General features: G+C 35.5%; 9 protein-coding genes. All 9 read right to left on the bottom strand.

Going from position 1 to position 16,727, the window contains the following annotated elements:
- Positions 1-276: 276 nt before the first annotated feature.
- Positions 277-1,161 carry a glycoside hydrolase family 17 protein gene (locus ACFQ0I_RS07505; RefSeq protein WP_379940879.1) on the bottom strand — a complete coding sequence of 295 codons (885 nt, stop codon included), beginning with the start codon at positions 1,159-1,161 and terminating at the stop codon, positions 277-279.
- A 30-nt stretch (positions 1,162-1,191) separates the two neighbouring features.
- Entirely contained in the window at positions 1,192-3,537 is a 2,346-nt protein-coding gene (locus tag ACFQ0I_RS07500) for an MFS transporter (RefSeq protein WP_379940878.1), read from the bottom strand.
- A 39-nt stretch (positions 3,538-3,576) separates the two neighbouring features.
- Positions 3,577-5,067 (bottom strand): glycoside hydrolase family 30 protein, encoded by a 1,491-nt coding sequence (locus ACFQ0I_RS07495; RefSeq protein WP_379940876.1) that lies wholly within the window; start codon positions 5,065-5,067, stop codon positions 3,577-3,579.
- Positions 5,068-5,079: 12 nt separating this feature from the next.
- Positions 5,080-6,372 carry a glycosyl hydrolase family 17 protein gene (locus tag ACFQ0I_RS07490; RefSeq protein WP_379940874.1) on the bottom strand — a complete coding sequence of 431 codons (1,293 nt, stop codon included), beginning with the start codon at positions 6,370-6,372 and terminating at the stop codon, positions 5,080-5,082.
- Between the two features lie 4 nt (positions 6,373-6,376).
- On the bottom strand, positions 6,377-9,793 hold the full coding sequence (locus tag ACFQ0I_RS07485) for a hypothetical protein (protein WP_379940873.1): 3,417 nt from the start codon (positions 9,791-9,793) through the stop codon (positions 6,377-6,379).
- A gap of 161 nt (positions 9,794-9,954) precedes the next feature.
- A complete protein-coding gene (locus ACFQ0I_RS07480; protein WP_379940871.1) occupies positions 9,955-11,289 on the bottom strand; it encodes a glycoside hydrolase family 2 TIM barrel-domain containing protein in 1,335 nt (444 codons plus the stop codon).
- Between the two features lie 172 nt (positions 11,290-11,461).
- Positions 11,462-13,132, bottom strand: coding sequence for a family 16 glycosylhydrolase (locus tag ACFQ0I_RS07475; RefSeq protein ID WP_379940869.1), 1,671 nt, complete (start codon positions 13,130-13,132; stop codon positions 11,462-11,464).
- A gap of 21 nt (positions 13,133-13,153) precedes the next feature.
- Entirely contained in the window at positions 13,154-15,199 is a 2,046-nt protein-coding gene (locus tag ACFQ0I_RS07470; protein WP_379940867.1) for a hypothetical protein, read from the bottom strand.
- A gap of 18 nt (positions 15,200-15,217) precedes the next feature.
- Positions 15,218-16,720 (bottom strand): RagB/SusD family nutrient uptake outer membrane protein, encoded by a 1,503-nt coding sequence (locus tag ACFQ0I_RS07465; RefSeq protein WP_379940866.1) that lies wholly within the window; start codon positions 16,718-16,720, stop codon positions 15,218-15,220.
- Positions 16,721-16,727 lie beyond the last annotated feature (7 nt).

The raw sequence follows: 16,727 nt of genomic DNA, 5'->3' as shown, positions 1-16,727 counted from the left end.
TCACTTAAATGTGAGATTATTCTATAATTTTCGATTAAACATGGTTAAATCCGTTAGCTAAAATCTAACTAGGCTAAGTTTTATTTTTTTGAAAAAAGAAAAGGAGTGATTTAAATTTTATTAAATCACTCCTTTTTTATTTTACAAGCATAAATAACCGACATACAGAAAATTACATGGTTCGCGAGCAACTTAAAGCAAATAAAAAATGCATGTAAATAGGTAATTTACATGCATCCAAAGAAGTTTTATATTTTAATAAGTTTCTTCTATATCCTAGAATTTAAGTTTTTCATTTTTATCCCATATGCCCCAATAAGCACCTACGTCGCCTTCGGTACCCACTTTCCAGGATTCATCAAAAGAAGAGAAATAAAACATTTCTATATCATCTTCATCAGACCAAATTTGTGAATTTATAAAATATTTTAAAGCATTATCATACGAAGGAATGGCGCCTTCAAGTCCAAGGCCGAAAGATGGCCATCCAGTTTCTGTGATAATAACTTTCTTTCCATCGGCTGCTTTTTTAGCTAGGTTGTACATATCCTTCATATAGATTAAAGAATATTCATGACTACACCCTTCCCAATATGGATAACAATTCGCCAATATAACGTCGCAAGCTTCTGTTATTTTTGGTCGATGACTAAATTCATAATACGCATCTACATAACCCATTGGAATATTTGGAATTGATGCCTTAACCTGATACATAAACGCCAACAGCTCATCTTCTGTTAAATCTTTTCTGTACATCACTTCGTTACCAACTGCAGCAATGTCTACAAATCCGTTTTTTGCCAGTTTTATAAGTCCCGCGATTTCTTTTTTGTTAATTTCGGCGTCATCACCTAACCAGGCGCCAACCAGTGTTTTTATACCGAATTCTTTGGCGATTATTGGAATAAGTTCATTTCCTTCGGTGCATGAAAAAGAACGTATCCATTTTGTGTATGGTTTTATTATTTTCATACGACGCCTGATTTGTTTTTCTGAAATCTGATCACCTGGGGCTTGACCTTCTTCATATGGACTAAAACACAACCCATGCATTCCGTTTTTTAACACTCTTTTAAAAAGATTTTCTAAGCCCTTTTTTGTCTTTTTACTAAGCTCTGTACCAGTTAATGAGCCTACTCTTTCTGCTCTAAATGTCATGATATTAATGGTTTTTAGTCTACAAGAATCTTATTGGTATTTTAGAGTTTCATTTTTATCCCATAGGCCCCAACGTTGGCCTACATCGCCCTCATGATGTACTTTCCATGACTCGTCAAACGATGAGAAATAAAACAACTGTATGCCTTCTTGTTTTGCCCAATTGGTACTGTTTATAAAATATTTCATGGCATTTTCTTGAGAGGGTTCTGCTTCGCTATTATTCTCTCCTTTATTAGGCCAACCCGTTTCTGTAATAATTACATCCTTGCCATGAGCAATTTTCTTAGTAACCGCATACATTTGTTGTAAACTCAAAGCTGCTTGATCTATAGGATACCCTTCCCAAAACGGATAACAATTAGCTAAAATAACATCGCAGGCTTTCACAATATTTGGTCTTTCAACAAACTGAAAATACGCATCTACATAGCCCACAGGAATATTTGGCAGCGCATCTTTTACCCTTTTAATATAGGCTAATACTTCTTGCTCTGTTAAATCGTTTCTAAGCAACACTTCATTACCAACCACAGCAATATCTACATAACCCTCCTTGCCTAATTTGATTAAATTTTTAATCTCTTTTTCGTTTTTGGCCTTATCGGTATCAATCCAAGCGCCAACAATCGTTTTTAAGCCCTTTTCTCGAGCCGCTTTAGGAATAAACTCATTGCCATCTGTACACGAAAAAGAACGAATCCATTTTGTGTAAGGAGCAATAATTTCCATTCGTTTATTTATCTGGTTTTTAGACAAAACATCACCTATATTTTGTCCTTCTAGGTACGGACTAAAACATAATCCGTAAAAACCATCATTAAAAGATTTAGTAAAAAGTGTCTTTATTTCGGAAGGTGATATAGTTGTAAAATCGGTATCTGTTGATGACTTTAAAAGAAATTCTCCATTGCTTAACGACTTCAATTTATCGGTTTGATAATTTGATGAACTTAATTTTTTCTTTGAAGCATTTTCTCTTGCATCTAAAGCTGCACGAATTTCGCCAGAACGCTCTTCGGTTACATCATAATTCCACATCACATACATGGCAAACAGGGTTCCAAGGATAGGAAGTCCGGAGAAAAAGAATCGCAACCCATCTATAGCGCCTTCAGGTTGAGTTTGTGCACCTGAGTCAAAACCAACGGAACTCATGATAACGCCACTCAATCCACCTGCGATGGCAAAACCGAATTTAACCATCCACCAATAGATGGCACCAAAAGTTCCTTCGCGTCGTTTTCCAGTATTAAGTTCGTCGAGGTCTATTACATCTGCTGTCATGGACATCATCAACACAAACAAACTTCCTATACCAAAAGAGAAAAATGGCAAGGCAATAATAAACATATAGGGTTTGCCTGGAATAAATAAGAACCAAAGTAAAATGTAACCGAAAATGGAAATACCCTGAGAAATTAAAAAGGCCTTCTTTTTTCCCACCATTCTAGACAGGCGTGTTACGACAGGAATAACCATAAATGTTGTACCTAAGGCACCAAGGCTACCAAAAAGCGTTGGCCAAAAACCTGCCGCTCCTGCATCGCCATCAAAAAGATGGTAAACAATAATGAAGAATGAAAATGCTGCAATGGTATTAAACGCATTGAACACTAAAAATGTAGCTATGCAAAGTTGTCTAAATGGTTTTATAACAAAGGCTTCTTTAAAACCAGAAAGTATTTCTGCTAAACTACCACCAATTGTCTTAATACTAAGTGGTGAATAATTCTCGTTTAAAGTTGATTTACTTTTAATGAAAATAGCTGGTACCATTGCAAAAATCATACACACAATTCCTACCCATACCGCCAGTGTTCTTGTAGCAACATCTGCAGATTCGAATAAACTTTGGTCGTACATAATTACCCAAAACCATGGGGCAATAACCCATGCCCATTGCCCAATCCATTGTGCCACCGCCATAATACTTGTTCGCTCATGAAAATCGTTACTCATTTCATAACCCATCGCTACGTAAGGCACACTAAAAATGGTGAGTCCTAAATAAAAAACAAAAGACCAAAGCAGGAAATATGTGAAATTATAATCAATACCATTTACTCTGAAAAGTTGCCACATTATTACAAATGACACCCCCATAATAATGGCGCCTAAGAAGACATATTGTCTACGACGCCCCCAACGTGATTTTGTATTATCTGAAATGAAGCCCATAATTGGGTCTGTAAACGCATCGAATATTCTAGGGAAAAAATAAATAACACCCCACATCCATCCTGGAAAACCCAGATCCTGAACAAGCACTACCATAAAAATACCTAATACGGCAGGAAACATTTGATTAGCAAGCATTCCAACTCCGAAAGCGACTTTTTGGCCGAATGGGACTTGTTTAGTGGAAGTAGACATAATAATTAGATTAGTTAGTTAGTTTAGTTGGTCTTGTTCTTAATTAGGAATCACAATGGTTTGCAATGCCTTGGCACCAATTGAAATTTCCACCGTTTTCTCATTTAATGTTAAATTAATTTTTCTAGGCGTTTCGGTTTCATTGAAAATTACTACGGCAGTGCTTCCATCGGGATTTGTAGCAGCAGTTACCATGAGCGATTTATCTGAATTTTCCAAACCAATTACTGCAGCCCCTGGTCGAATATATTTACTAAAGTGTGCCATAACATAATATAGCGGTGTAAAATAAACCTCATCGGCATCTGGATCGACAATAACCGGTGCTACACACCAATTTTCAAACCAATTTGGTCCGCCTTGTCTGTCAAGAACCATATTCCAATCTACCCAACCATCAACCCAGTTGTTAAGGCAACCTATAATATCGGTGGCATAGCGGTTTACAGGCGCATATTTTGGGTGTAAATGTTTTTGATGTTCTGGAGCCCAATCCCAACCCCAATCGGTTGCTTCCTTTTTCCAATACCAAGCATCGTCTTGCCATACAGGTATTTCGGAATCAACGCATCCCTCGGTTTCTATTAAATATTTATTGGGTGCTTTCGCATGGGCATATTGCAAGGCTTCAGGCATATAATCATAGGTACTCTCATACCAATGAATGGCAGTACCATGAAAATATTTTGATGAAGCTTCATCTCTAAACATCTCATCAACCCATTCTTTTAAACCCGCTCTATTTTGATCATAACCTAAAATTATTTTATCACCCTTACCATCTGCTTCTAATTTTGGTCCTAAATGAAACTGTACAAAATCGGTCATTTCCTTAGGAGAAAAATGCATACTTTCCCAATTATTGCCGTTTCCATGCGGTTCATTCTCTACCGTGAATCCCCAAATTTCGATACCTTCTTCTTTATAAGCATCTACATATTTAGAGAAAAACAGCGCCCAAGTATCATAATATTTTGGAAGCAATTTACCGCCAACCCATTTGTTATTATCTTTCATCCAAGGAGCGGCAGACCATGGAGAAGCAAATATTTTAAAACCATCTTCTGATACTGCCATGGCATCTTTTATCATAGGAATTAAATCATCTTTATCCTCTTGAATAGTGAAATGCTCTAAATTAATATCGCCTTCTACCGGTGTATAAGAATAGTTGGTTAATGAGAAATCACATGAATTCATGTGCGTTCTGGTTAACGAATATCTTGCACCATCTTTCGCAAAATAAGCCTTCAAAATGGTGTCTCTGTTTTTTTTGCTCAACTTGTTTAACAGATATGCTGAAGACTCTGTAAATGCACCTCCAAACCCTGTAATTGTTTGATATTTATTATTTGGTAATAATTTTATGGTTGCTATACTATCTGCAACCTGAAAATCTGTTACTCTTGTTAATTTATTACCTGTTGCAGATGTTTCATAAACTTCTACTACTAATTCTTTTTGTTTTTCTTTACAGTTATACATCATAATAGAAAGACCGATTAAGAAACAATATTTTAATGTTTTCATATTTAAAACGATTTAAATTTTCTGTTTTATTGCATTTACTTTTGGGACTAACACCTCTTTCATTAAAGCATTTTTGTCGCCATTATATGTTTTTATTATAGAGTGTCCATTTCTCGTTAACCCTTTAAAAATCCCCTTATCTACCATATTCCATAACACATATTTTGCCTCGCCATTTAAGGTAAATAGCCCAAAGTGATTTTCTGAACCAAGCGGGTTTTGCGCATCTTTCCATTGTTCATCGAAAGCTTCAAAATAAAAACAGGACATTCCCGCAGCGTTTGTCCAATCGCGCATATGATTATAATACAAGGCTTCTTTATATTCATCGGTTGCTTTTGATCCCGTAGGACCATAAAACTCATTGGACACCGATGCCCAACCCGTTTCTCCAATATGAATAGGTTTACTAACGCCTAAGCTTGTCATGTAATTAAACACACTATCGTATTGAGAAATCGCATATTCCTTTGCCCGAAGCATTGCTGCATCAATTTTTTCAATGTCAGACAGACCTGTTTCATTTGGTAAAACACCCCAAAATGCAGGATTGTAATGCGTATCGTGCATTGGATAGGTGTGCATTGAGATATAGTCGACCGCTTTTATAAGTTTATTTAAATCTTCTACATGATACTCGCTATCACCACCACCCCAAGACGCAAAATTATCGGAACTCGTAATCCATAAATCTTTAGATAACTTCCCTTCTTTTTTCAAACTTTGTAAATAATTAACCCACTTAAGGATGACTACAGGTTGCACATAATAGCTTGTTGCCCATTTTACCATAGCCTCATTTCCAACCGCGATAATTTTTACAATGTCTGGATACTTGTTAGACAAGGCAACGGCAGTTTCCATTTCGATAGCATTTCTTTCGCTTTCTTGGTTATGATCTGGTTCACCATTCCCCCTATTAAAGGCGTTCTTGCAATCAATCCACGCACCCAACATCACATACATTTCGAACGCAGGATCCTCTTTTTTAAGTTGACTAATCGCTTCCAACACATTGGACGCATGTGCATAATGCACATTATAGGTTCTTAAAATTTTAATGCCCATAGCCGAAAGAATCTTCATGTCGTCTTTAAGCTCTGGTATTGTTGGTTGATAGTCTCTAGATATTTGCCTGTAACCACCATATGAGATTGCCAAATAATCAGGGTTTCCCAAAATATCAGCCGCAGTTTTATTTGTTTCCTTTATCACTGTTTCTGTTTCTTTTTTCGATTTATTAGCGCATCCAACAATTGCAATAATGACCGCAAGCATCAGAATTTTTGTTCGAATAAAATTCATCGTTCTATTTTTTAATCGACACAATAATTTTATTTATCGCTCCGGTTCTTTCAAAAACTTGTTTTGAGGTCGATTCATCTAAGCTTAATCCATCAATATCTACCTGCTTATCTGCATAAACCACTTGAACAGCATGTTTATCTGAAAGTTTATAAATAACTGGGATTTGACAATAGGTAAAGCAAAGTTCATCTTTCTCTAATTTTACTTGAGACGCTTCGTTTTTAAGATTGGTATACTTAAATATTTTGGTTTCGTTTAAAAATTCTTGTTTTCGTAATAATCGTGGATTAAACATCATTTTTCCATTCTTAACAAAAACACCCAGTTCACCAAAACGACTTAACAAATCTTCTTTAACCTGACCTGTCATTCCTGGTTGTTGTGCGCCTTTGGTTCCCGGCGTATGCGAATACGGATCGGTTGGAAATGCACCATATAATTCTGGCGATTTATGCACCCCGATACCTGCATTTATTTCGTAATAATGATCTAATAAGCGTCCGATTAACACGTCACTTTCACCATTTTTAACAGCTAACAAGCAATTTTCTTGTACCGCTAATAACAATTTAGATACCATGTGCCAGTAAATAGACCCTAGACCTTCGTACCCGAAGAAAGTTCCAGAACGCCCAGTGAAAGATTTATGATTAAAAATACCCTCGAAAGTTTCTAGCAAAAATTTGGTGTCTTTTTCAACTAACGATTGATAGTTTTCTGATAACTGAGATAATGCTGTTTTTAAACTATTGGCATTATTAAAATTGCCGTTAAAATGATAATTCCCCAGAACATCTTTTTCTATAATTTGAGAATTGCCGTCTTTTACTAATTGCTGAAGCAAACTTGATTTTTCAACTTTTTCGGTAGGAATATTGTTCTTTTTATCGAATCTTGGCAACTCTTTATTTGGATATAAAATATAGCTGTATTGGTCTTCTCTAAACAAGGCGCTACTTTTTAAACCATCTAATAATTGTAATGATTGCGAAGGCGTTAAATAACCAGAACTTAACACCGCTACCTGACCTTCTAACATTTCAGATAAATAAGAAATAGATACTTCTGTATCATTTTCAAGCGTCATTAAGTTATAGGCGTGGTACATATTATCATCGCGCTTATTGGCATCAATGGTGTGTTGTAAGTACTGTTTGGTAGTTTTAATAAACTCTAAAAGCTGTTCTTTACTTAGTGCCGATTTATTGCTTGAGAAGCCTTTTTCGTAGATTTTTAATCTATAATCGCTTCCTGCTAACCCTAAACCATCTAAAACAGTTTTTCTGTCTTTATTGGATATACTACCTGCCAGTATATTTTTATTTGTTTGAAGCGTTTTTAAAACACTACTAAAGAAAGTGTTTAGTTCTTCTGAAATTTCCACGTTGGCCGTATCAGATTTTGCAACAACTTCTTCAAAGAAATTTAAAAATCTGTTTAGGTAATACAAGGTTACCATAGATACGCCATTTCCAACCAACGCATTGTTGGCATCATTCCATTCTGGGCGTTGTGTATTTAACCAAATGCCGCCTTCAGGAATAAAATTAGATACTTTAGCAAGCACGGTTGCCAATAACTTTTCTATTAAGTTAACCTTACAGATAAAAGAGTTTTCATCTCGCAACAAGGCGCCATCTGCTCCTAACTTATTTCTTTCTTCAACTATTTTTGCATGCAATTCATAGTCGAAATCTATCGTGTCTTTCGGATTTTTTAAAGTATCGGCGTAACTTTTTATTTTATAAGGAACATTTGCATAAACAAATACATCTTGTTTAAATAGTTTTTCTAATCGTTTTGGATAATGATTTTCGATAAACTCTAAAAACTTTAACAGATAAATGATTTGGTGATCGCCCCAATACCCGATGAATGACCACGGGTCGTGTTCTTCAATAACCTCCCAATCGAATCCGCCTTTTGTAACACGATATGGATTATAGCCTTCAAATGTGGTAGCATTTAAAAACTTATGAATCATGCTTTCTATATACTCCGGATACGAGTGTGCCAACGCTTCCCAATTCTGGAAAATATCGCGCCAATTTCCTTCGTAATCTAACACTTTCGAACCATCAATTTCACTTTGTGTATTAATAGAAAATCGGTTCCAAGGTCTACTTGGGTCGCCATGTCTTCTACTAAACTTTAATGGTAAATATTCAAAACAAAGACGTTTAAAATTCTTATCATCGTCTTGTTCTGCTAGATTTTTTATAAAATCTAAAGAGAACGTTTCTGGTAACGCCGTTAATACCGATTCTTTCTTTTTAGATACTTTTTTGTTGGCATGCGCCATGTATTTTATAAAGTCGTTTTTTTCTATGGTATAGCCATCGTCGAAAATACCACCACGCATGATGTTGAACAAGGTGTTTGAAAAATGTCTTGTATTAATTAACTGATCGTTGGTTAATTGTAAACCATCTGAAGCTCCGGTTAATTCTACTAAGTTTTTAGTTCCTAAATCAATATCTTTTTGAACTAAACCAACAATATCTTTTTCGTTTTTAATTAATTCTGAAACTTGAACAACTCCTGTGATAGACTGATTTACATTGGCAACAAACATCCAATTTTTATCGCTACCTGCTTCAATTTCTGTAGGAGCTACAATAAAATACGCTCCTTTTTCTGCTTTAACATCAACTTCTTGCGTTACTGCTTGCCCACTTCTAAAATTGTTTAACTGAAGAGAAGATACTAAATAGGTTGGCGATTTAAATCCTACAGACCAAATAATATTCGATTTTAAGGCTTCACTAGGTTCTGGTTTATCAACAATAACGGCACTTAAGGCGTAAATACCTAAACCAACTTGCGCTTGTAATTCGCTTCGTTTGTAAGCATCTACCAAGTTACTGTAGTTGTTTTGTAAACTTGAATTGATTCCTGATGGTACAATATTCTGCAATCCATCAAGCACGGTAACTTGTAATTTTTCTTTTGAATTATTTATTAAGGTCGATTTTTTAATAAAACCAAATTGATTACTGGAATTCCATTGGTATCTGAAGGTTAATCCTAAATCTGTATTTATTTCTTCAAAAACAACCTTATTGCCATAGCTATTTTTATAAAGGTTTCTTTTAATATTATAAACCCCCATTTGACGAATGGAAAATGGTTCCCAAATTAGAGTTTTACCATTTTTATGAATTTGAAATATAGTTTTACTTCCTGTTACATCTGTCGATTCTGTAATTTTATCGTCTGTATAGTATGGAAACAATGCGAAGTCTGCATTTTTTCTTCCTGCCGATAAGCCACCGTTGCTTGAAATAAACATCCAGTGATTTGAGTCACTTACAATGCTCATAAAAAACGGCCTCATTTTATCGCAATTAGATATTTTATAAAATTGCTCGTTATCTAAAGTTACCCAATCGCCTTGAATCGTATCTATCTGGTTCATTAGTTTAATTTTTTACTTTTATTTAGTTTTCTATATTTTGCTTTCAAAACTATCATTAATGCTATAGTTATTGAAAAATATAAACTCTACAAATACTCTCTACATTGTCATTTTCATCTTAAAATGTAAGTAAGCATCCACAAAATAGCAGTAGCGATACCTTATTTACCTTTTTTAACGCAATCGCTCTGTTTTGTTTGTAGTGTTTTTTTATTTTTGAGTGCTTTTGAAACAGCCTTATTTATATTAATATTTTTGAATGCCTTATCTATATATTCAAGTGTTATTCCTTCTGAAAAAGGATTAATTTTATGTGCTTCTTTTAAAGCATAATACGCTGCTCGGGGATATGATTCGTAAAATCCTTTATCATTTGTTGGTCCTTTTGCACAAATCCCGAACCACTCTTCATTCATATTATTTTCACCCTCTTTATAATCAAATTGGTATGCACCATTAGACCAAGAGGCATGGTTATCATGTATATCTAGGTTTTTTGTTTGGCCGAATTTCCACCAGCCATCGCTAAATTGAAATGTAAACCCACCTATTGCATTTCCTGTTTTTCCTAAACCTGAAGCATTTTGGTATATTTCTTTCCAGTTACCTAAATTGTAATAGGCCTGCGATTGTTGATCTTCTTTATTTTGAATGGTATTAAAAGCGTCTGCGCCAAATTCTGTGAATAAAATTGGTTTGTTAAGCTTATCTTTCACAACTTGAAATGCATCACCAAACGAAATACCACGGTACATGTTAACACCAAAAATGTCGACGTCTTTACATTCATCGGCAATAATATCGATGAATAAAACATCGCCATTACAGATGGCTACTGGAACTGATGAATTTATTGATTTCATTTTAACAGCCGCAGTATTCATTAATTTATACATGGGTCTGCCACGGTTTTCACCTACAAATTGCTTTTCATGCTCATTGTCTGGAAAATCTTCGGTTTCTGCTCCTGCCCAAAAAAGACCATAATTATTTTCGTTTCCTAACAAGTATAATAACAATCCTGGAGTGTTTTTATAGTCTTCAGCCATCAAAGTGACTTCAGAAAGCAATTGATCTTGAGCTGCCGTATCACTATAATCTGTAACAGGAACCCAATCACCATTAATGCCAACGCCATACCTTCCGAAGGAATGGTTAAGCATGGTATAAATACCATAATTCTCGTAAATATATTGTACCCATTTTGGCTGAATGCCTGAATATACCCTTATGGCATTCACACCCATATTTTTTAACAAGCTCATTTCGGCATCTAATGCTTCTTTAATAAACGCATCTGATTGTTGCCATAAACTGTAACTATAGTTGGTACCGATTGGGAAATAATCCCAATTCATTCCATTAATCATGAAATCTTTACCATTAACTACCAATTTAATTCCTTTATCGTTATTTAATATAGAAACGTGGGTAGACTGCGCTAAAGCAACTGATGTAAATAGAAAAAGTACAAACCTTACACAAATGTTTTTCATGTGTTGATATTATTTGTTTTTTATGGGTAACATGGCGCTTCCAACTCGATTCCGTAGGTATCGATCGATTATTATGGAAATATTATGTCTTTACGCTAAACTTATGTTGTTGTAAATAATTATAAAAAAGGTCGGCAGACTTCTCTTCCGACCTTTTTAAAATTTATATTAATTATTGATACACTCTTACATAATCAATTTCCATAGAATCTTGAGTAAAAGCAGAATCAATAGTTCCTCCCAAAGTTCCTCCCATGGCAACATTTAAAATCATGAAGAAGTTTTTGTCATAAAATGGTAAACTTGAAGAATTATCCATTGTAACATATGCTTCATTATCAAGGAGCACAGTTATTTTATCTGCAGTCCATTCTACAGAATACAAATGAAATTCTGTAGAAGCATTGGTAACAGTGGTACTTTCACCATAACTCGCATTGTTATTTCCTGCGGTATTAAACCAATGGAATGTTCCTAATGTCTTAGTTTTATCGGCACCTGTTTGCTCCATAATATCAATTTCACCACAAAGTGGCCATCCTACTGTTGAGAAGTTCGACCCTAACATCCAGATAGCTGGCCATGTACCAGCAGATGCTGGTAATTTAGCTTTAACTTCTACTCGTCCATATTTAAAACTATATAAACCTTGAGTTTTTAATCTAGCAGACGTATAATTACTTCCGTCTTTTACAGCTGTAATTTTTAACAAGCCATCTGCAACAGACACATTCGTTGCGCTATTAGTGTAAGATTGAACTTCTTGGTTTCCCCAACCACCTGCACCTAAATCGTAGGTCCATTTGGTAGCATCTGGTGCACCTGCAGTATCAAATTCATCAGACCATACTAAATTGTTAAACTCAGATACAAATCCGGTAGTTTCAACAGGTTTGGTAGATGTAAATTTATGATACCACGCAAATCCATTACCTGCCTGAATAATTCTCACAATAAGCATATCATCAGTTACAGAAATAATATCGTAAGTGCTAGCACCAGCATACCATCCCATAAATCCACCATTGGCTATTTCAAAACTTGTACCTCTATAAGGTGCATTATTATAACTTCCTTGAAGCGCAGCTTTTGATGAAGATGGTAAAAAAGACACATCTTTAACACCAAACATAGTTGGCACAACGGATTCTCCATGACAGGTATCTCCAGCAACACCAAGATCGCCAGCAATAGTTCCTGGCACGAAGGCTGGACCTACTGTTTGTTCGAAGGTTAAACCTTCGGCTAATCTTGTAAATACAAATTCGTTAGTGTACATACATGATTTTTCTTCATCCCAAGGACCAATAGAATTCCACCAAGCTTCGTATGCAAATTCCCCGTTGCCATAATCGTCTTCAACAGGACCTAAACCTACATGCGTAGGTAAATTGGAAGCCCAATACCATTTTTTGCTTCCTCCTATTACTTTTCCAGACATCATCTCAACAGCTTCAATATCAGAGAATGAACTAAATACTTGCAACTCTATTGAGGTGCTCGTTTTTATTCCTCCTGTACCTATAGCGCTAACTACTACCAAATAGGTATTAACTCCTGTGGTAGTATATCTATGAGACACTTGACCTGAAGGCGCTATTTCAGACTTTCCATCTCCGAAATTAAACTCGTAGCTTATTTCGTTATCTGCTGTTGCCGTAAAATTAACAAAGCCCGTTCCATCTCCATTGGGATTGGTTGCATCTGCACCAACAATTTCGGCAGTAATTGTAACCCCAGTAGGAGCAATAAGATTTCCTAAGGAAGCATCGTCGTCCTGACAACTAGTAAACACTAGTGCCAGCGAAAACAAAATTCCTATATAATATTTTAAGTTTTTCATATGTTATAATTTTTTATGTCCTTAATTTTGAGAAATATCATCTACGTAAATCGTATAATTCGAAGTTCCGTCGCCTTGAGTACCATTGTCCATAATAAGAACAATGTTGTAAAACTCAATTCCCATATCTATTCCTGCGAAATTAAATGTTAATGTTTCCCATTGATTTGCTTTCGTTGTAGTTGCTGTTATTTCTGCAGAAGCCGTTACATTTGGCCATGGCACAGCATCTTCAAACTTCATCAATAATTTTAATCCTGCTCTAGGCGACCATACTTTAGCGGTAATAGTTGTACCTGCAGTAAAATCGAACTTAGTAGGAACTGTAATTTTAGATCCTGCCCAAGGTTGTCCTGCACCTTTTACCATTTTTAAAACATTTGGTGAAGTATTTCCGTTAGTATCTGGATTAGCGATTACAGATGTTACTCCGCCATCAAATTGGTCTAAAGTGTATTCTGGTTCGAATGTTAACATTGGACTTGTTGAAATATCATCGACATAAATGGTATAATTCGCCGTACCATCACCTTGTGTACCATTATCCATAATTAGGACCATGTTATAATACAGAATGCTCGTGTTTATTCCAGAAAAATTGAATGACAATGTTTCCCATTGATTTGCCACTGTTGTTGTAGCTGTTATTTCGGCAGATGCAATGGTGTTAGGCCATGCGGTTTTATCTTCAAATTTCATTAAAAGTTTTAAACCTGCTCTTGGCGACCATACTTTTGCTGTAACAGTAGTACCTGCAGAAAAATCGAATGGTGTAGGTATCGTTACTTTAGATCCTGCCCAAGGTTGACCAGCGCCTTTTACTAATTTTAATACGTTAGCCGTTGAGTTTCCTGTAGTATATGGATTAGCAACTACCGATGTGCCGCCTCCATCAAATTGGTCTAAAGTATATCCACCATCAAAAGTTAATGGTAATACGCCACTAGTGCCAGTAGCTGGAATTTTATAGAAATATAAGTTATCTACAAAGATTGTTCCTCCTGCTGAAGGTACACCATCAAATTTAAATTGAAATATCTGAGAAAAATCTACTAATGGATTTTGACCCGTAAAGAACGATATAGGAATATCGAAAGAATTCCATTGATTCGCTACTAAATTTAAGGTGTAAGCTGTTTCATTTGGGCCTGGGCTAATTGGCGAAATTTTTGCATCAAAATTATCATCTGCCGTCCAAATGTCAACGTGTAAATACTCCATTGCTGAAGCATCCACTGGCGCTCCACTAAAATCGATTCCTTGATAGGTTAATCCACCATATTGAATCATGTTATTTCCACCAACTGCAATTTGAGTATAGGTGGTAGCTTGCCCCCAATTAGGATTATAATTTATTCCTGATGGATTGGTATAAGAATCACTATAAATAGAGATTACATTGCTCGATGCTCTAAAAGGTACCGGAGCCGCAGCTAAAGGTTGTAAAATTGCTGTAACTTCAAAGTCTACGGTGTATTCTGTAGTTTCTATAGCCGCACTCATCGCAACAACTCTAATAGTATAAGTACCTGCATTTTCATACTGATAACTAACTGATTCACCATTATTTCCCGCTACTGGTGTGTCGTTTCCAGGCTCACCAAAATAAACTTCGTAAAAAAGTGCATAATCAGCGGTTGCTGTAACGTTAACCTGTTTAGAAATAGCAGGGTCGTTTTCAATAATCACAACTAAATTCTCAGGAGCTTTAAAGGATACTACAATGTTTTTTGTTGCAGTTGTAGTTAATCCATTTAAACTTTTAGCTACAATGGTTACATTATAGGTTCCTTCAGCATAAACATGCTTGATACTTTTTCCTGGTTTAATACCTTCTTGAGTAGCAGAGCCATCTCCTGGGGTTATGTTATAACTCACAGCGCCTTCTGATAAAGGTGCAATGGTTACCAATCCTGAATTATCTTGAGTTACACTAAAAGCAGCCGTAACGTTGGTTGGTGCTTCAATGCTATTCACAAAATCTGTATCTCCAAAATCATCATCCTGACAACTCCAAACAAGAGTGACAATCAAAATGGTGCTTAAAATATATTTTAATGTTTTCATACGTTATTTTTTAAGTTTTTAATATCCAGCGTTTTGAGTTATCCCAGAAATATCTATTTCTCTTTGAGGAATTGCAAACAACCCTTTAGTTGCTGTACTATAGCCACTACCTAAAACAGTAGCCGCTTGACCAGTTCTAACCAAATCGAAAAAACGATCGCCTTCCATTGCTAATTCTAAACGTCTTTCATCCCAAACAGCTTGTACTGTTGCTGTCACTCTATGATTTGTATCGCCAAAAGCTCTATCGCGTACTCTATCTAAATAGGCTTGTGCTTTACTTAAATTTTTATTGGTTGCACGTAAATTGGCTTCTGCCGCCATTAACAATACATCTGAATAGCGAATAATTCGTTGATTGTTCTCGTAATTCAACTCAATTTGTCCACTGGTTTGTCCTTTTCTCGGTAAATACTTTTTGTTATATAAATCGGTATTTTTAAAAGGAGCAACTTGAAACGTTACATTAAGGCTTGGATTAGCGGCTGCATAAGCGGCTACATCAAAACATGTAGCGTCTTTTCTTTGATCGCCATCTTCATAAGCGGAAGCTAAATCTTGAGTTGGTAAATTAGTACTCCAACCAGCATTATAAGGCATTGCTGCAGCACCATTTAAACCTCTAACACCACATTGCTGAACGGCATAATTTCCTTGACCTCTGGTTTGACCAGCCCAATTATAATAAGGTGAACCATTAGAATATTGAACTTCAAAGATCGATTCCGGACCATTTTCACCTTCTAATAAAAAGATACCATCAAAAGAAGTCATTAAACTAAACGGACCATTTACTACGTTTTCGAGCATAGCAGCTGCCAAGTCAAATTTTTCTTGGTATAAATACGCTTTTCCTAATAAGGCTTGAGCAGCATATTTAGTAACACGCCCTTTTTGTGATTGTGTTGTTGGTAAAACGCTAATGGCAGCTAACAAATCGGTTTCAATTTGAGCATAAACTTCAGATTGAGGAGATCTTTGTAAAGTTCCGAAATCTGATATGCCTAATTTACCATCGGTAAACAAAACCACGTCGCCAAACATTCTTGTTAGATTAAAATAATAATATGCTCTTAAAAATAGAATTTCACCGTAAAGAGCCTCTTTACCATCAAACAATACAGTTTCTCCTAAAAGATTAGCATCTTTATATTTTAATAAATAATTGGTTCTGTTAACACCTTCATAAGCCGATTTCCAAATATCTTCAAGCGTACTATTATTTGCTAAAAGCTGATAATCATAATCATCGATATTTTGTAAAGACAATACATCGGATGCATTTTCACCACCTGCTACTGCATTATCTGAAGCTATATCACCTATCACCACAATCTGGTTAAGCCATTGTGTTGGTGTGTAACAACTTACTGCCATCGTTTGATAATCTGAAGCTGTTCTTAAATAATCTAATTCTGTTACTGCGTACTCATCATGCGGGTCGAATTCAACCACGTCTGAACAACCAATAAAGATTGAAAGTATGATGATTAACCCAATACTGTTTTTTATATTTTTCATACTAATA

Source organism: Mariniflexile aquimaris (assembly GCF_042676825.1).
In the GTDB taxonomy this organism is placed as follows: domain Bacteria; phylum Bacteroidota; class Bacteroidia; order Flavobacteriales; family Flavobacteriaceae; genus Mariniflexile; species Mariniflexile aquimaris.
The sequence above is the reverse complement of the archived record's forward strand: the minus strand, read 5'-3'. Positions and strand labels throughout refer to the sequence as shown.